Annotated in this window: 16 protein-coding genes and 4 tRNA genes; 16 read left to right on the top strand and 4 right to left on the bottom strand. The window is 59.3% G+C overall.

Annotated elements, in window-relative coordinates; genetic code table 11:
* Window positions 1-174: 174 nt before the first annotated feature.
* Together AAIH70_RS01610 and prfB are read left to right on the top strand one after the other, a co-directional pair.
* Complete coding sequence (locus AAIH70_RS01610) at window positions 175-2634, top strand: penicillin-binding protein 1A (RefSeq protein WP_132273274.1); 2460 nt, start codon at window positions 175-177, stop codon at window positions 2632-2634.
* Window positions 2635-2740: 106 nt separating this feature from the next.
* Window positions 2741-3872 (top strand): peptide chain release factor 2 gene (gene prfB, locus AAIH70_RS01605; protein ID WP_132273275.1). Its coding sequence is split into 2 segments (ribosomal slippage): window positions 2741-2809 and window positions 2811-3872, totalling 1131 coding nucleotides; the frame shifts between segments, so codons are not numbered across the junction.
* A 73-nt stretch (window positions 3873-3945) separates the two neighbouring features.
* Here the strand turns inward: prfB and AAIH70_RS01600 are convergent.
* Together AAIH70_RS01600 and AAIH70_RS01595 are read right to left on the bottom strand one after the other, a co-directional pair.
* Window positions 3946-4716, bottom strand: coding sequence for an NAD kinase (locus AAIH70_RS01600; protein WP_430032870.1), 771 nt, complete (start codon window positions 4714-4716; stop codon window positions 3946-3948).
* 258 nt (window positions 4717-4974) lie between these two features.
* Window positions 4975-5050 (bottom strand) — tRNA-Thr (locus AAIH70_RS01595).
* Between AAIH70_RS01595 and AAIH70_RS01590 the strand changes: the two genes are divergently transcribed.
* Both AAIH70_RS01590 and AAIH70_RS01585 read left to right on the top strand, forming a co-directional pair.
* The gene (locus tag AAIH70_RS01590) at window positions 5024-5284 is read left to right on the top strand and encodes a hypothetical protein (RefSeq protein WP_132273277.1); all 261 of its coding nucleotides are present in this window, start codon (window positions 5024-5026) and stop codon (window positions 5282-5284) included. The two genes, AAIH70_RS01595 and AAIH70_RS01590, sit on opposite strands and share 27 nt — an antisense overlap.
* 16 nt (window positions 5285-5300) lie before the next feature.
* The gene (locus tag AAIH70_RS01585; RefSeq protein ID WP_132273278.1) at window positions 5301-7346 is read left to right on the top strand and encodes an NAD(+) synthase; all 2046 of its coding nucleotides are present in this window, start codon (window positions 5301-5303) and stop codon (window positions 7344-7346) included.
* A 177-nt stretch (window positions 7347-7523) separates the two neighbouring features.
* On the opposite strand, the gene AAIH70_RS01580 is transcribed toward AAIH70_RS01585, so the two are convergent.
* Window positions 7524-9593, bottom strand: a complete 2070-nt coding sequence (locus tag AAIH70_RS01580) for an ATP-dependent helicase (protein ID WP_132273279.1) — start codon at window positions 9591-9593, stop codon at window positions 7524-7526.
* A gap of 167 nt (window positions 9594-9760) precedes the next feature.
* On the opposite strand from AAIH70_RS01580, the gene AAIH70_RS01575 reads away from it, so the two are divergent.
* Window positions 9761-10177, top strand: coding sequence for a response regulator (locus AAIH70_RS01575; protein ID WP_132273280.1), 417 nt, complete (start codon window positions 9761-9763; stop codon window positions 10175-10177).
* A 7-nt stretch (window positions 10178-10184) separates the two neighbouring features.
* On the opposite strand, the gene AAIH70_RS01570 is transcribed toward AAIH70_RS01575, so the two are convergent.
* Window positions 10185-11066, bottom strand: coding sequence for a TrmH family RNA methyltransferase (locus AAIH70_RS01570; RefSeq protein WP_430032865.1), 882 nt, complete (start codon window positions 11064-11066; stop codon window positions 10185-10187).
* Window positions 11067-11322: 256 nt separating this feature from the next.
* Here AAIH70_RS01570 and AAIH70_RS01565 point away from each other — a divergent pair.
* The 11 genes from AAIH70_RS01565 to rpoB all read left to right on the top strand — a co-directional run bounded on the left by AAIH70_RS01565 (window position 11323) and on the right by rpoB (window position 21548).
* A tRNA-Tyr gene (locus tag AAIH70_RS01565) sits at window positions 11323-11407 on the top strand.
* 28 nt (window positions 11408-11435) lie between these two features.
* Window positions 11436-11509 (top strand) — tRNA-Gly (locus tag AAIH70_RS01560).
* 349 nt (window positions 11510-11858) lie between these two features.
* Window positions 11859-13034: an elongation factor Tu gene (gene tuf, locus AAIH70_RS01555; RefSeq protein ID WP_132273282.1), complete on the top strand. Its 1176-nt coding sequence runs from the start codon at window positions 11859-11861 to the stop codon at window positions 13032-13034.
* Between the two features lie 499 nt (window positions 13035-13533).
* Window positions 13534-13609, top strand: a tRNA-Trp gene (locus AAIH70_RS01550).
* A gap of 197 nt (window positions 13610-13806) precedes the next feature.
* Entirely contained in the window at window positions 13807-14007 is a 201-nt protein-coding gene (secE, locus tag AAIH70_RS01545) for a preprotein translocase subunit SecE (protein ID WP_132273283.1), read from the top strand.
* 15 nt (window positions 14008-14022) lie between these two features.
* The gene (gene nusG / locus AAIH70_RS01540; RefSeq protein ID WP_132273284.1) at window positions 14023-14553 is read left to right on the top strand and encodes a transcription termination/antitermination protein NusG; all 531 of its coding nucleotides are present in this window, start codon (window positions 14023-14025) and stop codon (window positions 14551-14553) included.
* A 181-nt stretch (window positions 14554-14734) separates the two neighbouring features.
* Window positions 14735-15166 carry a 50S ribosomal protein L11 gene (rplK, locus tag AAIH70_RS01535; RefSeq protein ID WP_112730803.1) on the top strand — a complete coding sequence of 144 codons (432 nt, stop codon included), beginning with the start codon at window positions 14735-14737 and terminating at the stop codon, window positions 15164-15166.
* Window position 15167: 1 nt separating this feature from the next.
* The gene (rplA, locus tag AAIH70_RS01530; RefSeq protein WP_132273285.1) at window positions 15168-15860 is read left to right on the top strand and encodes a 50S ribosomal protein L1; all 693 of its coding nucleotides are present in this window, start codon (window positions 15168-15170) and stop codon (window positions 15858-15860) included.
* A 360-nt stretch (window positions 15861-16220) separates the two neighbouring features.
* A complete protein-coding gene (gene rplJ / locus AAIH70_RS01525) occupies window positions 16221-16739 on the top strand; it encodes a 50S ribosomal protein L10 (protein WP_132273751.1) in 519 nt (172 codons plus the stop codon).
* Window positions 16740-16793: 54 nt separating this feature from the next.
* Complete coding sequence (rplL, locus tag AAIH70_RS01520) at window positions 16794-17165, top strand: 50S ribosomal protein L7/L12 (RefSeq protein ID WP_132273286.1); 372 nt, start codon at window positions 16794-16796, stop codon at window positions 17163-17165.
* Window positions 17166-17411: 246 nt separating this feature from the next.
* A complete protein-coding gene (gene rpoB / locus AAIH70_RS01515; protein WP_132273287.1) occupies window positions 17412-21548 on the top strand; it encodes a DNA-directed RNA polymerase subunit beta in 4137 nt (1378 codons plus the stop codon).
* Window positions 21549-21591: the final 43 nt, after the last annotated feature.

Below are 21591 nucleotides of genomic sequence, written 5' to 3'. Positions count from 1 at the left end.
ACGGTTATTCGACGCCATACGAATAGCGACGATTTTGAGTGTGCCCGTAATGCTTGAGGGCGCAGAAGTCGCGAATGCGCGCAAAGGCTTGTACTCTCGGCCTCTCCGTGCAAAACGCCAGAAAATATGCGATTGTGCTTTTTTGCACCCTACGATGATAGACGGTAGCGCCTGATGATCAGATTGATTGGATACATGTTCGGACTGGGCTGCGTGCTCTTTCTCGCAGTTGCGGCCGCAGCGGCCGTTTATCTGGTCGGCGTGACCCGCGATCTGCCGGATTATGAAGTCCTGAATTCCTACGAGCCGCCGGTCGCCACCCGCGTTCATGCCGGCAACGGCGCGCTGATGGCGGAATATGCCCGCGAACGCCGGTTGTTCCTGCCGATCCAGGCCGTGCCGGATCGCGTCAAGGCGGCGTTTCTTTCGGCCGAAGACAAGAATTTCTACAATCATCCGGGTGTCGATATCACCGGTCTCGGCCGTGCCGTCGTCAATAACCTGCAGAATATCGGCTCCGGCCGTCGTCCTGAAGGCGCTTCGACCATCACCCAGCAGGTCGCGAAAAACTTCCTTCTTTCTGCCGACCAGACGATGGACCGTAAGGTCAAGGAAGCCATTCTCTCCTTCCGTATCGAGCAGACCTATTCCAAGGACAAGATTCTCGAGCTTTATCTGAACGAGATCTTTTTCGGCATGAACTCCTACGGCATTGCCGGCGCAGCACTCACCTATTTCGACAAGTCGGTGACCGAGCTGACGATCGCCGAATCGGCCTATCTCGCCTCGTTGCCGAAAGGCCCCGCCAACTATCACCCGTTCCGCCACGAGAAGGCCGCCGTCGAGCGCCGCAACTGGGTGATCGATCGCATGGCCGAAAATGGCTACATTACCGTCGAAGACGCGACCGAGGCGAAGACCCATCCGCTGGGCGTTACCCTGCGCCGGAGCGGCCCGTCGCTGCTTGGTACCGATTTCTTTGCCGAGGAAGTCCGCCGCCAGATCATCGGCAAGTATGGCGACAAGGCCCTTTACGAGAGTGGCCTGTCGGTGCGCACCTCCATCGATCCGAATATGCAGCTGCAGGCGCGTGCCGCCTTGCAGCGTGGTCTGGTCGATTATGACGAGCGCCGCGGTTTCCATGGTCCGGTCAAGCAGATTGCCGCCAGCGGCGACTGGGGCCCGGAACTGGCCAAGCTGCCCTCGCTGCGTGACGTGCCTGAATGGAAGCTTGCTGTCGTGACGGCGGTTTCGGCCACCGGTGTCGACATCGGCCTGCAGCCTGAAACGGCAGCCGGCGGCAAGGTGGTCGATGAGCGCGAGCGCGGTCATATCGACGCCGAAAACATGAAATGGGCCTATCGTGACGCAGCCGGCGAGCGCAAGACGGCGCGTTCGCCCGAAGGTGTGCTGAAGGCCGGCGATGTCATCTATGTTGAGCCGCTTACCGGCAAGCAGGGCTTCTACCGTCTGCGCCAGCCGCCGAAGGTGCAGGGCGCGCTGGTGGCGATGGATCCGCATACCGGCCGCGTTCTGGCCATGGTCGGCGGCTTCTCCTACGCCCAGTCCGAATTCAACCGCGCCACGCAGGCAATGCGCCAGCCCGGTTCGTCGTTCAAGCCGTTCGTTTATGCGGCCGCCATGGACAATGGTTATACGCCGGCCTCCGTGATCATGGATGCGCCGATCGAGGTCGTGTCCGGCAATCAGGTCTGGCGCCCGACCAACTATGGTGGCGAAGATGGCGGTGGTCCTTCTACGCTGCGCACCGGTATCGAAAAATCCCGCAACCAGATGACCGTTCGTCTGGCGCAGGACATGGGCATGGATCTGGTCGCCGAATATGCCGAGCGTTTCGGCATCTACGACAAGATGGCGCCTTACCTGCCGATGGCGCTGGGGTCCGGCGAAACCACCGTGCTGCGCATGGTTTCGGCCTATTCGGTCATCGCCAATGGCGGCAAGCAGATCAAGCCGACGCTGGTCGACCGTATTCAGGACCGTTACGGCAAGACGATCTTCCGTCACGAGGAGCGCACTTGCGAAGGCTGCAACGCCAACAGCTGGGCAAATCAGGAAGAGCCTGTTCTGGCCGACAATCGCGAGCAGGTTCTCGACCCGATGACCGCCTATCAGGTGACGTCCATGCTCGAAGGCGTGGTGATCCGTGGTTCGGCTGCCGGCAAGATCCATGTTGCCGACCGTCCGATCGCCGGCAAGACCGGCACGACCAACGACAGCAAGGACACATGGTTCGTCGGCTTCTCGCCGGATCTCGTTGCCGGACTTTATATCGGTTTCGACAACCCGGCGACGCTCGGACGCGGCGCGACCGGCGGCAGCCTCGCCGCACCGATCTTCGCGGACTTTATCGAAAAGGCCGAAAAGACCCGTGAAGCCGGAAAATTCCAGGTGCCGCAGGGCATGCAGTTCATCGCCGTCAACCGCAAGACCGGCATGTTCGCCAACGAAGGCGAGCCGGACACGATCGTCGAAGCCTTCAAACCCGGCACCGGCCCGTCCGACACGTTCAGCGTGATCGGCATGGAAGACACGATGCCGGCCGAGGAAATCCTGCGCACGTCGCCGCAGGCGCAGCAGGCGGTCACCTCGGGTGCCGGCGGTTTGTTCTGATCCATTCATGGCTTAGGTTCGAAGCGGCGGGCGGGGTTTACATCCTCGCCCGCCGTCTCTATGTCAGGCCTCATTTCCAAGTAAAAGACGGGAAGTTTGCACGCATATGCGCAACGAAATGATCAACGTCACCGACGAAATCAAGCAGGCCATAAGCCTGCTGAGGAGGCATCTTTGACTGGGATCAGGCGGTAAGACGACTGGACTGGTTGAACAACAAGTCAGAGGATCCCAACCTCTGGAACGATGCCCAGGAAGCCCAGAAGCTGATGCGCGAGCGCCAGCAGCTGGATGACAGCATCAACGGCGTGAAATCGCTGGAGCAGCAGCTCAACGACAATATCGAACTCATCGAAATGGGTGAGGACGAGGGCGACGAAGCGATCATCAAGGACGCCGAGGATGCTCTGCGAGCATTGCGTGCCGAGGCAAACCGCCGTCAGGTCGAAGCCATGCTGTCCGGTGAAGCCGACAGCAACGACACCTATGTCGAAGTGCATTCCGGTGCCGGCGGCACGGAAAGCCAGGACTGGGCGAACATTCTGCTGCGCATGTACACGCGCTGGGCCGAGCGTCAGGGTTACAAGGTCGAGATCCTCGAAATGCATGACGGCGAAGAAGCCGGCATCAAATCGGCGACCATTCTCGTCAAGGGCCACAACGCCTTTGGCTGGCTGAAGACCGAATCGGGTGTGCATCGTCTCGTGCGTATCTCGCCTTACGATTCGAACGCGCGTCGCCACACGTCTTTCTCGTCGATCTGGGTTTATCCGGTCGTCGACGACTCGATCAATATCGAGGTGAACGAAAGCGATTGCCGTATCGACACCTACCGCGCTTCGGGTGCGGGTGGTCAGCACGTCAACACCACCGACTCGGCCGTGCGTATCACTCATATTCCGACCGGCATCGTCGTGTCCTGCCAGCAGGAACGTTCGCAGCACAAGAACCGCGCCAAGGCGTGGGACATGCTGCGCGCCCGTATGTACGAAGCCGAATTGATGAAGCGCGAAGCGGCCGCCAACGCGGAAGCCGCCTCCAAGAGCGACATCGGTTGGGGTCACCAGATCCGTTCCTACGTTCTGCAGCCGTATCAGTTGGTCAAGGATACGCGTACCGGTGTCGAAAGCACGGCTCCGGGCGATGTGCTCGACGGCGATCTAAATGCGTTCATGGAAGCCGCGCTTGCCCACCGTATCAGCGGCAAGGCGGACGTTGCCGGCGGCGACATCGACTGATTGGCGTCATATCGCAGGAAATGGAAAAGGCGGCTTCTTCGGAGGCCGCCTTTTTCGTGTCGTTCGTTTGAAATCAATCCGCAAACTGTTCCGCCAGAATGCGATCGGACCAGGAATGATCGGGATCGGAAAGGATATGCGCCTTCATGTCCTTCAGCTGGGCGACGCGGATATGCAGTACCGATTTCACCTCGGTATTGTCTGCCACCGCATTGACCGGGCGTTTTTCGGCTTCGAGGATATGGATATCGACACAGACGCGGTTGGGAAGCAGCGCACCGCGCCAGCGACGCGGCCGGAACGCGCTGACCGGCGTCATGGCAAGCAGCGGCGCTTCCAGCGGCAGGATCGGCCCGTGGGCGGACAGATTGTAGGCGGTGGAGCCGGCAGGGGTCGCCACCATCAGGCCGTCGCAGATCAGTTCTTCCAGCCGCGTCTTGCCGTCGATCTCGACACGCAGTTTTGCGGCCTGATAACTCTGGCGAAACAGATAGACCTCATTGATGGCGAGCGCCACGGAAGAGGTGCCGTCGGTATTGGTGGTGGTCATGCGCAATGGATGTATGGCGTTTTCGACCGAGGCCGACACGCGTTCGTGCAGATTGTCAGAACGGTAGTCGTTCATCAGAAAGCCGACCGAACCGCAGTTCATGCCATAGACACGTTTTCCCGAATTGATGCTGTCATGCAGCGTCTGCAGCATGAAGCCGTCACCGCCGAGCGCCACGATCACATCGGCCTCATCCACCGGTGTCTGACCGTAAAGGCGTGTGAGTTCTTCGAGCGCGGCCTGCGCCTCGGGCGCGATGGACGCCAGGAATGCGAGGCTTTTCTTTTGAGACATCAACGGCACCTTCTGCAATGGCCGTCCTTGGTACATGAAAAGCGAGGAGGGCGACAAGGCCGCTGAACGGCTTGAGCGGAGCCAAGCACCATTGGTGGCGCGGCATACGCAGAAATGTCAAAGACTGTGGAAAAGAATAGCCTTGCCGTGCCTGAAGCAGGCGGCGGGACTGATGTCGATAGCGGAAGAGTGAATTCAAGGCTTTGCGAGATTTCCGACTTCCAGAGCGCAAAGGCCGGAAGTCGGAAATTCGAAAAGTGGTGCCCCCGACAAGGTTCGAACTCGTGACCCCCTGATTACAAATCAGGTGCTCTACCAACTGAGCTACAAGGGCAATGGAGAGGGGAGTTACCATATTTTGATTGGCTGTAAAGAGGAAATTGGCGCGAAGGCGCAAGAAGCGGATTTGACGACTGATAATTTGGCCATTCCTGTGCATTTTCGCCGGACGAGGCGCGATGATCCGGCGGGCGGACCCGCCAATGACACCATGACCATCTGCTTTGCCGAGAATCACCAAAACGCTCTCGACCGCGCCGCGCCGCAGCATTACTTATGGCGCATCTGAGAAGACGGAGTGCCCGATGAATTTTCATTCTGCCTATGCCCACGGTTTTGTGCGCGTCGCCACAGCCACGCCGGCCTGCGAGATCGGTGATCCGGCCTTCAATGCACAGGCGGTGCTGGAGCTGGCGCGTCAGGGCCATGATCAGGGCGTGGCGCTGATGGTGTTTCCCGAACTTGGCATCTCCGGTTATTCGATCGATGATCTGCTGGGGCAGGCTGCACTTCTCGATTCCGTCGAAACTGCGCTGAAGACGCTGGTCGAAGTGAGCCGCGCGCTCATTCCCGTGCTGCTGGTGGGGGCGCCGCTTCGCCATCGCGGCCGGCTTTATAATTGCGCCATCGTCATTCATGCGGGCCAAATTCTCGGCGTGGTGCCGAAAGCGCATCTGCCCAACTACCGCGAGTTCTACGAAAAACGCTGGTTCGCTTCGGGCCGCACGGTGCGCGGACAGGAGATTTCGGTTGCTGGACAGGTCGTGCCCTTCGGCATCGATCTTCTGTTCGAGGACCGCCGCATCGCCGATTTCGTTTTCCATGTGGAAATCTGCGAGGATGTATGGGTGCCGGCACCGCCGAGCGATTTTGGCGCTATGGCAGGCGCGACCATCCTCACCAACCTGTCGGCCAGCAATGTCACGGTCGGCAAGGCGGATGTGCGAAAACAGCTCTGCGCCAACCAGTCGTCGCGTAACATTGCCGCCTATCTCTATTCGGCGGCGGGGCCGGGCGAATCGACCACCGATCTCGCCTGGGACGGGCAGGCCTGCATCTATGAACTTGGCGATCTGCTGGCCGAAACCGAACGGTTCCCGGATGCGTCGCAGATGTGCGTTGCCGATATCGATGTCGAGCGCCTGGCGCTGGAGCGGCTGCGCACCGTCACTTTCGAAGATGCGGCCGAGCGTGTGTTGCGGGCAGACCAGCCATTCCGCCGCGTCGGTTTCGAGTTCGCGGCGCCCGAAGGCAATATCGGCCTGAAGCGATCCGTTGCGCGGTATCCTTTCGTGCCATCCGATCCGGCCCGTCTGGATCAGGATTGTTACGAGACCTTCAACATTCAGGTGCAGGGCCTGATGAAGCGCCTGCGGGCAACCGGCATCAAGCGTCTCTGCATCGGCATTTCCGGCGGGCTGGATTCCACCCATGCGCTGCTGGTGGCGGCGCGCGCCTTTGACAGACTGGGCTGGCCGCGCACCGATATTCTCGGCTTCACCATGCCGGGTTTCGCCACCGGCGACGAAACGCTCGGCAATGCCTGGTCGCTGATGCGCAGCATCGGAATTACGGCGGAAGAGGTGGATATCAAGCCGCTGGCGCTGCAGCTTCTGAAAGATCTCGGCCATCCGTTTTCGGGCGGCGAGCCGGTTTATGATGTGACGTTTGAAAACGTGCAGGCGGGTCTGCGCACCGATTTTCTGTTCCGCGCCGCCAATCAGCGCAACGCGCTGGTGCTCGGCACCGGCGACCTTTCGGAAATCGGTCTTGGCTGGTCCACCTATGGTGTCGGCGACCAGATGAGCCATTACAATGTCAATGGCTCGGTCTCGAAGACGTTGATCCAGCATCTGATCCGCTGGGTGATCGAGAGCGGCAGTTTTGATGCCGAGGCGAATGCGACGCTGGAGCGCGTGCTCGGCACGATCATCTCGCCGGAACTGGTGCCGGCGGGCGCGGACGGCGTCATCCAGAGCACCGAGGACAAGATCGGTCCTTACGACCTGCACGATTTCACGCTCTATTACCTGACGCGGTATGGCCTGAAACCGTCGAAGATTGCCTATCTGGCGCATCATGCCTGGAGCGATGTGGCCGCCGGCGCATGGCCTTCGCATTTCCCGGATGAAAAGCGCCGCGCATACGATCTCGCCACCATCAGGAAATGGATGCAGACATTTCTGTTCCGCTTCTTCACCATCAGCCAGTTCAAGCGCTCGGCCTCGCCGAACGGCCCGAAGGTTACGTCCGGTGGTTCGCTGTCGCCGCGTGGCGACTGGCGCGCGCCGTCGGATGGCAATGCTCGGGTGTGGTTGAAAGAACTGGAGGAGAATGTGCCGGAGGGGTGAGGCGTCAGGACATGAGGAAAAAAGACCCCTCCCAAGCCTCCCCACAAGGGGGAGGGCTTAACCCAGCCTCACCGCCGAGATCTGTTTGAGGCAAGTCGGTTGCCGCGAGTTTTCTCCCCCCTTGTGGGGGAGATGGCCGGCAGGCCAGAGGGGGCCTTTCTTTATCTGAGGCCGCGTTTACCGCCACATCCCACGCATACGCGCCGTCACGTCGATGCGCACCTGCTTGCGGGCCGCCTTTTCCGCTTCCGACATCGGCTCCACCACCGGCCAAGCCGCCGTTTCGAAAAACTGCAGCAACGTTGCCGGAATGAAGCGGGTGCGGGCGGCATAGACATGCCGGTCGCCCTGAGAGTGCTGGCCGTGGGTGAAGAAACGTTGCGGGGTGATGAGGTCGAGGCTGTCCTTGGCGCGCGTCATCGCCACGTAGAGCAGGCGGCGTTCTTCCTCGACTTCGGCGCTGGTGCCGACACCGAGATCGGAGGGAATGCAGCCATCGACGCAGTTCAGCACGAAGACCGAGCGCCATTCCTGCCCCTTGGCCGAATGGATGGTCGAGAGGATCAGGTAATCGTCGTCTAGCAGCGGCACGCCGGCCTGATCGCTGGTGGCGCTGGGCGGGTCGAGCGTCAGTTCGGTGAGGAACCGTTCGCGTGAGGCATATCCCGAGGCAATCTGTTCCAGTTGCAGAAGATCGGCCTTGCGGGTCTCGGCATCCTCATGGATGCGCTCCAGATGCGGTTCGTACCAGTTACGGGCCGTGCCGATTTCCGATGGCCAGCCTTCGCCGCGCCTTACGGACGATAACATCTCGACGAATCGCATCCAGTCCTCGCCGCTGCGGGGCGGGGCGGGGATTTCCTGCAAAGCCGCGAGTGGCTCGGGATCGGTTGCGATGGCATCCAGAATTTTGCCGGCCGTCTGCGGGCCGACACCGGGGATGAGCTGCATCAGCCGGAAACCGGCGACGCGGTCACGTGGGTTCTGGGCAAAACGCAGTGCGGCCAGCAGGTCCTTCACATGCGCGCTGTCCAAAAATTTCAGGCCGCCGAATTTCACGAAGGGAATGTTGCGGCGGGTGAGTTCCACTTCCAGCGGGCCGGAATGGTTGGAGGAGCGGAACAGCACGGCCTGGTTTTTCAGGGGCATGCCGGTTTCGCGGTTCTCCAGAATTTTTTCGCAGATGTAATTGGCCTGCTCGTTTTCATCGCGCACGGCGACGAGGCGAGGCCGTTCCGCCGATTGCCTCTCGGTCCACAGGTTCTTGGTGAAGCGTTCGCGGGCCAGATCGATGACGCCATTGGCGGCGGCCAGGATAGTATTCGTGGAGCGGTAATTGCGGTCGAGCGTGATGATATCGGCCGGCGGTTCGAAGGATTTTGGAAAATCCAGAATGTTGCGGATTGTGGCGGCGCGAAACGAATAGATCGACTGGGCGTCGTCGCCGACCACGGTCAGGCCGCGGCCGCCGGGTTTCAAGCCCATCAGGATGGTCGATTGCAGCCGATTGGTGTCCTGATATTCATCGACCAGAACATGATCGAAACGCGCGCCGATATCGGTGGCCAGCTGCGGCTCGGACATGGTCTGCGCCCAGTAGAGCAGAAGATCGTCGTAATCGAGAACGTTCTGGGCCTGCTTGGCTTCGACATAGGAGCCGAACAGGTCACGCAGTTGCGCTTCCCAGGCGGCACACCATGGAAAATTTGTCTTCAGCACCTCGCCGAGTGCTGCTTCCGAATTCACCACGCGTGAATAGATGGCAAGGCAGGTGCCCTTTGTCGGAAACCGGCTTTCCGTTTTGGAGAAACCCAGTTCGTGCCGGATGAGGTTCATCAGGTCGGCTGAGTCTTCGCGGTCGTGGATGGTGAAATCCGGGTCGAGGCCGATCTGTTCGGCATACATGCGCATCAGTCGCGCGCCGATGCCGTGGAATGTGCCGGCCCAGGCCATCGCATCGGTCATGACGCCGGCATTGGCGCCGAGAACCTGACCGCAGATGCGCTCGACGCGTTTGCCCATCTCTGAGGCGGCCCGTCGGGAAAATGTCATCAGCAGGATACGGCGCGGATCGGCACCATTGACGATCAGGTGGGCAACGCGATGCGCCAGCGTGTTGGTCTTGCCGGATCCTGCCCCGGCGATGACCAGCAGCGGGCCGCTGTCGCCGGTCTTGGCGGCCGTCGCACCGTGCTCGACTGCGCGACGCTGAGCGTCGTTGAGTGTTTCGAGATAGGCGAGGCTCATGGGCTTTTCCGAATCATGCGGTGATTTCTAACTGATTCTCTTGGTCAGGCGCAGATTTTTGCGAACGGTTGTGGCGGCGGTGGTTCACGCCTGCATCAAATATTAGAGGTTGTGGAACAAAACTGCGTGCGCGCCATTATATCCAGTCATAAAACGAAGAGGGCCACATGCCGCATCGGATTCTCGTGGTAGAAGACCAGCTGCTGATCGCATTGCATATCGAAGATGCGGTGCTGGCCCTGGGTCATGAAGTTGCCGGCATTGCGGCCAATACCGCCGATGCCCTGGATGCCGGCGATGATGCCGACATCGCCCTTGTCGATGTTCACCTGCAGGATGGCGCCACCGGCCCGGATATCGGCCGGGAGCTTGCGGCACGCGGGCTGACAGTCATTTTCATGACCGCCAACCCAGAGGCAATTGCCAGCGGCATACCCGGAACGCTCGGCGTCATCTCGAAACCACTGTTCGATCTCGAACTGATCGGCTCGATCCAGTTCGCCGCCGAGGTGCGGGATGGCCGCAATGCGACGCCGCCCGAACGCATGCGTTGTTTCGACAAGCGGGCGACGGCGCTGCACTGACGGTTGATTACGCCTTGGCCAGATGCTGACGTGCTGCGTAAAGCGCGATCGCTGCCGCATTCGACACATTGAGCGATTTGATCGCGCCCGGCATGTCGAGACGCGCCAGCGCATCGACGGTTTCGCGCGTCTTCTGGCGCAGGCCCTTGCCCTCGGAACCGAGCACGAGCGCAACCTTGCCCGCAGCGAACGTGCCTTCCAGCGGGGCCGGGCCTTCCGAATCGAGACCAATCGTCTGGAACCCGAGTTTCTGCAACTCGGCCAGTGCATCGGCCAGATTGCCGATCTGGATATAGGGTATCATTTCCAGCGCGCCGGAGGCCGACTTGGCCATGACGCCCGATTCGGTCGGGCTGTGACGCTGGGTGGTGATCAGAGCGCCTGCCTCGAAGGCGACGGCGGAGCGCATGATGGCGCCGACATTGTGCGGATCGGTAACCTGATCGAGCACGAGAATGAGATTGCTTTCCTTCAGCGCTTCCAGACGGCGAACCGGCAGCGGTTTCGTCTCGATCATAGCGCCCTGATGAATGGCGTCGGGGCCGAGATGTTTGTCGATATCCTGCGGCGAGACGAATTCGACAGGGAAGGGCAGGGCGTGGGATTCGCCGATATCGAGACGCACGAAGGCGTTCTGCGTCACCGTCAGTTTGACGATCTTGCGCTCGGGATTGTCTATGACGGCGCGCACGGTGTGCAGGCCATAGAGAAAGACCTGGTCAGGCTGCAGCTGCGGCGCCTTCCAGTTTTCATGCGCGGGTTTCGGTCGCTTGCGCGGATCCGGCGTCGGAATGTCGCCGCGCTGGCGTTTGGCATCGCGCACATTGCGGCGCAGGGTGGCGTAATGGCTGTCACGCCCGGATTTGTCGTTTTGATCATTTTTGCTCATGCCGCCTTATAACGGCAGGCGCGGTTCCGGCAAAGCCCCGTATCCGCTGGTTTGCAGAGCTTTGGTCGCCGTTCACTCTATCCACAGGGTGAGGGCACATTCATCAGCCTGACATATCAATCTGTGTTTTTTCTGAAGTTTTCGTTTTGACCCGTGTTGACAGCAGCGAAAGTGCCCGTCATATACGCCGCACAGAACGAGACGCGGTTTCGCTGAACGTTCTGAAGAGCTTGGTTCTCGATCCAGACGAAATACTGGAGGGATGCCCGAGTGGTTAAAGGGGACGGACTGTAAATCCGTTGGCTCAGCCTACGTTGGTTCAAATCCAACTCCCTCCACCATTTCGTTGCATGGATCGAACCAGACCCCGCGGGTATAGCTCAATGGTAGAGCAGCAGCCTTCCAAGCTGAATACGCGGGTTCGATTCCCGCTACCCGCTCCAGATTTTCTCTCCTCTATATTCCTGTCTTCAACAGCGCCAAGCCATTTGGTCGGCGCATGTTTTATTTCGTCGGCGGCTTCGTAGCCACGATCGTTCTGCTGCTGGCCGTGAACTTCGCCATATTCGCGATGAGCCGGTGAGGGGATCGCGGATGAGCCGGGTGGCCGGTGATCCGCACTTTATAAGCAAATGGGAAAACAGTCGCTTCGCAGGGCTTGGTGTTCTGCAAGCGCGCACCTAAATAGGGCCCAGCAATTAAGTCTTGCGCATTCGTAGCGAAAGCCTTAAACGGCGACACCAAATCCGTTCACTGCGGATCTATCATCCCTACAGATTATAGGAAGCATCAATGGCAAAGAGCAAGTTTGAGCGTAACAAGCCGCACGTGAACATCGGCACGATCGGCCACGTCGACCACGGCAAGACGTCTCTGACGGCAGCGATCACGAAGTATTTCGGCGAGTTCAAGGCGTACGACCAGATCGACGCTGCACCGGAAGAAAAGGCACGCGGCATCACCATCTCGACGGCACACGTCGAGTATGAGACGCCGAACCGCCACTACGCGCACGTCGACTGCCCCGGCCACGCCGACTACGTCAAGAACATGATCACCGGTGCTGCCCAGATGGACGGCGCTATCCTGGTTTGCTCGGCTGCCGATGGCCCCATGCCGCAGACCCGCGAGCACATCCTGCTTGCTCGTCAGGTTGGCGTTCCGGCTCTGGTCGTGTTCCTCAACAAGGTCGACCAGGTCGACGACGAAGAGCTGCTGGAACTCGTGGAAATGGAAGTTCGCGAACTTCTGTCGTCCTACGACTTCCCGGGCGACGACGTTCCGGTTGTCAAGGGTTCGGCTCTGGCCGCTCTGAACGATTCGGACAAGAAGATCGGTGAAGACGCGATCCGCGAGCTGATGGCTCAGGTCGACGCCTACATCCCGACGCCTGAGCGTCCGATCGACCAGCCGTTCCTGATGCCGATCGAAGACGTGTTCTCGATCTCGGGTCGTGGTACGGTTGTGACCGGCCGCGTCGAGCGTGGTATCGTCAAGGTTGGCGAAGAAGTCGAAATCGTCGGCATCCGCGACACGACCAAGACGACGGTTACCGGCGTTGAAATGTTCCGCAAGCTGCTCGATCAGGGCCAGGCCGGCGACAACGTCGGCGCGCTGATCCGTGGCGTACAGCGTGACGGCGTCGAGCGTGGTCAGATCCTGTGCAAGCCGGGTTCGGTCAAGCCGCACAAGAAGTTCATGGCAGAAGCCTACATCCTGACGAAGGAAGAAGGCGGCCGTCATACGCCGTTCTTCACCAACTACCGTCCGCAGTTCTACTTCCGCACGACGGACGTGACCGGTATCGTTTCGCTGCCGGAAGGCACGGAAATGGTTATGCCGGGCGACAACGTCACGGTTGCTGTTGAACTGATCGTTCCGATCGCGATGGAAGAAAAGCTGCGCTTCGCTATCCGCGAAGGCGGCCGTACCGTCGGCGCCGGCATCGTTGCCTCGATCGTCGAGTAATCCTCGATCGAATTGAATAAGATAGGCCTCGCCGGCAACGGCGAGGCCTTTTTCGTTGGTGATTCTGTCGGGGAGGGGGCACCTTTGATTCGGTATCTCATTGTTGCAATTGTGATTCTGTCCTCTTCCATGATTCTGCCAGTACCGGCAGAGGCGCGCTGTCCGGAGCGGCCGGCCTGCAAGGGCTGTGGATGCAAGGGCGGCCCCGGCTATCGTGGCCGGATGGTCGCTGCGTCGGCTTCAAGCAACTGTCCAAGGTCTGCGGCACGCCGCCCGAAGCGCGCTGTACCTTCGAAAATGCGCCCGGTACCGGGCAGAATCGTGAATGCGCATTTGGTGATGGGTCTGAAAAGCCGGCGGCTTGAATGGGCTTTCCACCGTTCATCCATAAAAGTGTCGCATCTCTTGCAGAAACCCACTTGCCAACTCCGGTTCATCGCCTTAAAGAGCGCACACGTCCTTCACGGACAGCGCTTCGGCGCAGGTCCAAAAAGGGTTTAGGGGTGTAGCTCAGTTGGTAGAGCGGCGGTCTCCAAAACCGCAGGTCGTCGGTTCGAGCCCGGCCGCCCCTGCCATTTTCTTGAGGTTGATACGCGCGGTTGTTTCGCAGCATGGTCGCCGAAGAAAATTGGTCTGCCGGTAGTCCGGCTTCATCGGATATCGATTTCCTCTTGTGAAAGCTGAAATCGGTGTCTATGTAGGGTAAGAACAGACACGCGGTGCGTGGGGCTGAATAAGATCAGCTTTACGTGCCGTAATTGCGTGGACAGTTATGGCATCCAAAACCAACCCGATTACGTTCCTGCGACAGGTGCGCACCGAGACGAAGAAGGTCACCTGGCCTTCGCGTCGTGAAACAATGATCTCGACCGCGATGGTCCTGGTCATGGTTGTTGTGGCTGCCCTGTTCTTTTTCGCCGCTGACCAGCTTATCGGCTGGCTCCTCGGCTTCGTTATGAATTTCGGCGTTTGATTGGTTGGTATGAAGATGGCGGCACGTTGGTACATCGTCCACGCATATTCGAACTTCGAAAAGAAGGTCGCTGAGGATATCGAGAACAAGGCTCGCCAGAAAGGGCTTGAGCATCTGTTCGAACGTATTCTGGTGCCGACAGAGAAGGTGACGGAAGTGCGTCGCGGCCGCAAGGTCGACAGCGAGCGCAAGTTCTTCCCCGGCTACGTTCTGGTTCGTGCGAACCTGACCGACGAAGCCTATCACCTGATCAAGAATACGCCGAAGGTCACCGGTTTCCTTGGTTCCGACAACAAGCCGGTTCCGATCCCGGACTTTGAAGCCGACCGTATCCTAGGTCAGGTCCAGGAAGGTGTCGAGCGTCCGAAGTCCTCGATCTCCTACGAGATCGGTGAACAGGTTCGTGTTTCCGACGGTCCGTTCGCATCGTTCAACGGTGTGGTGCAGGATGTCGATGAAGAGCGTTCGCGCCTCAAGGTCGAAGTTTCGATCTTTGGTCGCGCCACTCCGGTGGAGCTCGAATACGCTCAGGTCGAGAAGGTCTGAACATTTGTTTCGAATTGGGGTCGACCGCTTGATGTGGTCGGCCTCGCGCGGCGTTTGCCGCAACCGCGTGGGAGGGGAGGCGTCTTAGCCGGATGTCCCGACCGTACCACGCAACCGCAGCCGTCGATCCTTCGGGTCGGCATATCGGGCCGACATTCGGTCCATAACGAAAGGCAGAGAAATGGCTAAGAAAGTAGCAGGCCAGCTCAAGCTTCAGGTCAAGGCAGGATCGGCTAACCCGTCCCCGCCGATCGGCCCGGCGCTTGGTCAGCGTGGCATCAACATCATGGAATTCTGCAAGGCGTTCAATGCCGCCACGCAGGAAATGGAAAAGGGTATGCCGATCCCGGTCGTCATCACCTATTACCAGGACAAGTCCTTCACCTTCGCAATGAAGCAGCCGCCGGTTACCTACTGGCTGAAGAAGGAAGCGAAGATCACGTCCGGTTCCAAGACGCCTGGTAAGGGCGGCAAGGCCGGCACCATCACCAAGGCTCAGGTCCGTGCGATCGCCGAAGGTAAGATGAAGGATCTCAACGCAGCCGATATCGAAGGCGCAATGCTGATGGTTGAGGGCTCTGCCCGCTCCATGGGCCTGGAAGTGGTGGCGTAACATGGCAAAAGTTGCAAAGCGTCTCCAGAAGATCCGTGAAGGCATCGATCCGACCAAGCTGATCGCACTTTCCGATGCCATCTCGGCTGTCAAGGAACGCGCTATCGCGAAGTTCGACGAAACCATCGAAATCTCGATGAACCTCGGCGTTGACCCGCGTCACGCAGACCAGATGGTCCGCGGCGTTGTCAACCTGCCGAACGGCACCGGCCGCGACGTTCGCGTTGCCGTCTTCGCACGTGGCGCCAAGGCTGATGAAGCCAAGGCTGCTGGCGCAGACATCGTCGGCGCAGAAGACCTGCTGGAAATCGTTCAGGGCGGCAAGATCGACTTCGATCGTTGCATCGCTACCCCGGACATGATGCCGCTGGTCGGTCGTCTCGGTAAGGTTCTCGGCCCGCGTGGCATGATGCCGAACCCGAAGGTCGGTACCGTGACCATGGACGTCGCCGGCGCCGTCAAGGCATCCAAGGGCGGTGCAGTCGAATTCCGCGTCGAGAAGGCTGGTATCGTCCACGCCGGCATCGGCAAGGCTTCCTTCGACGCCAAGGCTCTGGAAGAAAACATCAAGGCTTTCGCCGATGCGGTCGTCAAGGCCAAGCCGGCTGGCGCCAAGGGCAACTACGTCAAGCGCGTTGCAATCTCCTCGACCATGGGTCCGGGCGTTCGCATCGAGCCGTCGTCGGTTCTCTAAGACAAGTTTGCCGGGCTGCTCGTCAGTCCGGCCGCACTGATTTCCGGTTCCGCAAGGAGCCGGAGATTTCCGGAGAAATCCGGAACTCCTGTCCGAGATTGTGGGTGGTCTAGGTCTCTTGAGATCGAAACCTTAATCGTATGACCTGCATGAGACTGGTAAGACCCAAGGTTTTTGAGATGCGTGATGCATCCCCTTAAGTGTTGGTTCGAGCCTGGAATGCCTTGTGCCTGCAGTCAAACTGTAGAGCAGGGGGGCAGGATCCTCAAACGCCAGACATGGTCTTTTCGAAGATCCTGAATGGCAAAGGCAAACCGATGGGGCCTGCAGGATTGCGGTCCCGTCAACTGGAGACAGACAGTGGAAAGAGCGGAAAAACGCGAATTCGTCACGGAGCTGAACGAAGTCTTCAAGGCTTCCGGTTCGGTTGTCGTGGCCCACTATGCTGGTGTCACAGTTGCGCAGATGAACGATTTTCGTTCGAAAATGCGTGCTGCTGGCGGCACCGTCAAAGTCGCGAAGAACCGCCTGGCCAAGATCGCTCTTCAGGGTACGGAGTCGGAAGGGATCATCGATCTCTTCAAGGGTCAGACGCTTATCGCATATAGCGCCGACCCGATCACGGCACCGAAGGTCGTCATGGAATTTGCCAAGACCAACGACAAGGTCGTTGTTCTCGGTGGTGCCATGGGTTCCACGACGCTCACAGCAGATGCAGTCAAGTCGCTTGCGACCCTGCCTTCGCTCGACGAGCTTCGTGCAAAGCTTCTGGGCATGATCCAGACGCCGGCTACCCGTATCGCAGGGGTTGTTGCAGCACCGGCAAGCCAGCTTGCCCGCGTGTTCGCGGCCTATGCAAAGAAGGACGAAGCCGCTTAAGGCGGTTTTTCGCTGTTCAAAACCAAGTTCGAACCTATATAAGGAACTATGAAAATGGCTGATCTCGCAAAGATCGTAGACGACCTCTCGGCTCTGACCGTTCTGGAAGCTGCTGAGCTTTCCAAGCTTCTTGAAGAAAAGTGGGGCGTTTCCGCCGCTGCTCCGGTAGCTGTTGCTGCTGCTGCTGGCCCGGCTGCTGCCGCTGAAGAAGAAAAGACCGAATTTGACGTCATCCTCACGGATGCCGGCGCAAACAAGATCAACGTCATCAAGGAAGTCCGCGCAATCACAGGTCTCGGCCTGAAGGAAGCCAAGGACCTCGTTGAAGGCGCTCCGAAGGCTGTCAAGGAAGCTGTTTCGAAGGCTGAAGCTGCTGACCTCAAGAAGAAGCTCGAAGACGCCGGCGCTAAGGTCGACGTTAAGTAATATCGGAATGTGGTGGGGAAGTTTGCTTCCCCACCCGTTTCTTTGGAACGTATTACCCAGGAACCGCAAAAACGGTTCCTGGGTAATGGGTTCTCAAGAGGATAGTCCCGAACCGAGACCGCCATGGCAATCCGGCCTGCGGCATTGGGAAGTGGGACGAGTTTGAGATCACCCATGTTCGACGGGATCGACTGGCCATCGACACCCGTCCGTTGCAGGCCCGGATGCAATTTTGAAGGAGCGACGATGGCTCAGACCCTTTCGTTCAACGGTCGCAGGCGCGTACGCAAGTTTTTCGGAAAAATTCCTGAAGTTACGCAGATGCCGAACCTCATCGAGGTTCAGAAGGCGTCCTACGATCAGTTTCTTATGGTAGACGAGCCGCAAGGCGGCCGCCCCGACGAGGGGCTGCAGGCGGTTTTCCGCTCCGTCTTCCCGATCACCGATTTTTCCGGTGCCTCGATGCTCGAATTCGTGTCCTACGAATTCGAACCGCCGAAGTTCGACGTTGATGAATGCCGTCAGCGCGATCTGACCTACGCAGCGCCGCTGAAAGTGACGCTGCGCCTCATCGTGTTCGATATCGACGAGGATACAGGCGCGAAGTCCATCAAGGACATCAAGGAACAGTCTGTCTACATGGGCGACATGCCGCTCATGACCAATAACGGTACGTTCATCGTGAACGGCACCGAGCGCGTTATCGTGTCGCAGATGCACCGTTCGCCGGGCGTCTTCTTCGACCACGACAAGGGCAAGAGCCATTCTTCCGGCAAGCTGCTCTTCGCTGCTCGCGTTATTCCTTACCGCGGTTCCTGGCTCGATATCGAATTCGACGCCAAGGACATCGTTTACGCCCGTATCGACCGTCGTCGCAAGATCCCGGTTTCTTCGCTGCTGATGGCCCTCGGCATGGATGGCGAAGAAATCCTGTCGACCTTCTATTCGAAGTCGAACTACGAACGCGACGGTGACGGCTGGCGCATTCCGTTCAACGCGGAAACCCTCAAGGGTGCCAAGACGCTGTCCGACATGATCGACGCCGATACCGGCGAAGTCGTTGTCGAATCCGGCAAGAAGCTGACCCCGCGTCTGCTTCGCACGCTGACCGAAAAGGGCCTCAAGGCTCTCAAGGCCAGCAATGACGATCTGTACGGCAACTATCTTGCCGAAGACGTCGTCAACTACGAAACCGGTGAGATCTATCTCGAAGCCGGCGACGAAATCGACGAGAAGACCCTCGGGATCATTCTCAAGAACGGTTTCGACGAGATCCCGGTTCTCGGCATCGACCATATCAATGTCGGCGCCTACATCCGCAACACGATTTCGGTCGACAAGAACGAGAACCGTCAGGACGCTCTGTTCGATATCTACCGCGTCATGCGTCCGGGTGAACCGCCGACCATGGATTCCGCCGAAGCCATGTTCAACTCGCTGTTCTTCGATGCGGAGCGTTACGACCTCTCCGCCGTTGGCCGCGTGAAGATGAACATGCGCCTCGACCTGCAGGTCGAAGACACCGTTCGTACACTCCGCAAGGACGACATCCTGGCCGTGGTCAAGATGCTGGTCGAGCTGCGCGACGGCAAGGGCGAAATCGACGACATCGACAACCTCGGCAACCGCCGTGTTCGTTCGGTCGGCGAGCTCATGGAAAACCAGTACCGTCTGGGTCTCCTGCGTATGGAACGCGCGATCAAGGAACGTATGTCCTCGATCGAAATCGACACCGTGATGCCGCAGGACCTGATCAACGCGAAGCCGGCAGCTGCCGCCGTTCGCGAGTTCTTCGGTTCCTCGCAGCTGTCGCAGTTCATGGACCAGGTGAACCCGCTGTCGGAAATCACCCACAAGCGCCGTCTTTCGGCTCTTGGACCGGGTGGTCTGACCCGCGAGCGCGCAGGCTTCGAAGTCCGCGACGTTCACCCGACCCACTACGGCCGTATTTGCCCGATCGAAACGCCGGAAGGCCCGAACATCGGTCTGATCAACTCGCTGGCCACCTTTGCCCGCGTCAACAAGTACGGCTTCATCGAAAGCCCGTACCGCAAGATCGTTGACGGCAAGGTCACGAAGGACGTCGTTTATCTCTCCGCAATGGAAGAAGCGAAGTACTACGTTGCCCAGGCAAACTCCGAGCTGACCACGGACGGCCTGTTCGTCGAAGAGTTCGTCGTCTGCCGTCATGCCGGCGAAGTCATGCTGTCCCCGCGCGACACCATCAACCTGATGGACGTTTCGCCGAAGCAGCTGGTTTCGGTTGCCGCGGCTCTGATACCGTTCCTCGAAAACGACGACGCCAACCGCGCTCTCATGGGCTCGAACATGCAGCGTCAGGCCGTTCCGCTCGTTCGCGCTGAAGCGCCGTTCGTCGGTACCGGCATGGAACCGGTCGTTGCCCGTGACTCCGGTGCTGCCATCGCTGCCCGTCGTGGCGGCGTGGTCGACCAGGTCGACGCGACACGTATCGTTATCCGCGCCACGGAAGACCTCGAATCCGGCAAGTCCGGCGTCGATATCTACCGCCTGATGAAGTTCCAGCGTTCGAACCAGAACACCTGCGTCAACCAGCGTCCGCTCGTCGCCGTCGGTGACATTCTGAACAAGGGCGACATCATCGCCGACGGTCCGTCGACGGACCTGGGTGACTTGGCACTCGGCCGCAACGCGCTCGTCGCGTTCATGCCCTGGAACGGTTACAACTACGAAGACTCGATCCTGCTCTCCGAGCGTATCGTGTCGGACGACGTGTTCACCTCCATCCACATCGAAGAATTCGAAGTGATGGCACGTGACACCAAGCTTGGTCCCGAAGAAATCACGCGCGACATTCCGAACGTTTCGGAAGAAGCGCTGAAGAACCTCGACGAAGCCGGTATCGTCTACATCGGTGCGGAAGTCGCTCCTGGCGACATTCTCGTCGGCAAGATCACGCCGAAGGGCGAAAGCCCGATGACGCCGGAAGAAAAGCTTCTGCGCGCCATCTTCGGTGAAAAGGCGTCCGACGTTCGCGACACCTCCATGCGCATGCCTCCGGGCACGTTCGGCACCATCGTCGAAGTTCGCGTTTTCAACCGCCACGGCGTTGAAAAGGACGAACGTGCGATGGCGATCGAGCGCGAGGAAATCGAACGCCTCGCCAAGGACCGTGACGACGAGCAGGCGATCCTCGACCGTAACGTTTACGGCCGTCTGATCGAGATGCTGCGCGGCCAGATGTCGGTTGCCGGCCCGAAGGGCTTCAAGAAGGGCGTCGAACTGACCAACGCCATCGTCTCCGAATACCCCCGCTCGCAGTGGTGGATGTTCGCAGTCGAAGACGAAAAGGTTCAGGGCGAAGTCGAAGCTCTGCGTGCCCAGTACGACGAATCGAAGTCGCTCCTCGAGCACCGCTTCATGGACAAGGTCGAGAAGGTACAGCGCGGCGACGAAATGCCTCCGGGTGTCATGAAGATGGTCAAGGTCTTCGTGGCTGTTAAGCGCAAGATCCAGCCGGGCGACAAGATGGCCGGCCGTCACGGTAACAAGGGCGTTGTCTCGCGTATCGTGCCTGTCGAAGACATGCCGTTCCTGGAAGATGGTACCCATGTCGACGTCGTTCTGAACCCGCTGGGCGTGCCTTCGCGCATGAACGTCGGCCAGATCCTCGAGACGCATCTTGCATGGGCTTGCGCCGGTATGGGCAAGCGCATCGGTCAGATGCTCGAAGAGTACAAGGCATCGAACGACATCACCGAGCTCAAGCAGGAGTTGACCGAAGCTTACGAAAGCCAGGCCAATAACGAGGTTTCGACCTTCGACGACGAATCTCTCATTCGTCTGGCCGAGCAGTCCAAGCGTGGTCTCTCCATCGCAACGCCGGTCTTCGACGGTGCGCATGAGCCTGACGTTGCTGCCATGCTGAAGAAGGCTGGTCTGGACGAAAGCGGTCAGTCGGTTCTCTACGATGGCCGTACCGGCGAGCAGTTCGACCGCAAGGTAACCGTCGGCTACATGTACATGATCAAGCTGAACCACCTTGTGGACGACAAGATCCACGCGCGTTCGATCGGTCCGTACTCGCTCGTCACCCAGCAGCCGCTCGGTGGTAAGGCGCAGTTCGGTGGCCAGCGCTTCGGGGAAATGGAAGTCTGGGCTCTGGAAGCCTACGGCGCCGCCTACACCCTGCAGGAAATGCTGACCGTGAAGTCGGACGACGTGGCAGGCCGTACCAAGGTCTACGAAGCGATCGTACGTGGCGACGACACGTTCGAAGCGGGCATTCCGGAGAGCTTCAACGTTCTCGTCAAGGAAATGCGCTCGCTCGGTCTGTCGGTCGAGCTGGAGAATTCCAAGCTCGAAAACCAGCCGGAAGGTCAGCTGCCGGACGCAGCCGAATAATACTTTGACAACGGTGTGCGTGAGAAATTGCGCACACCATTCC

Origin of the sequence: Neorhizobium sp. BT27B (assembly GCF_050455485.1) — a bacterium.
GTDB lineage: Bacteria > Pseudomonadota > Alphaproteobacteria > Rhizobiales > Rhizobiaceae > Neorhizobium.
This window is presented reverse-complemented; position numbering and strand designations above follow the sequence as displayed.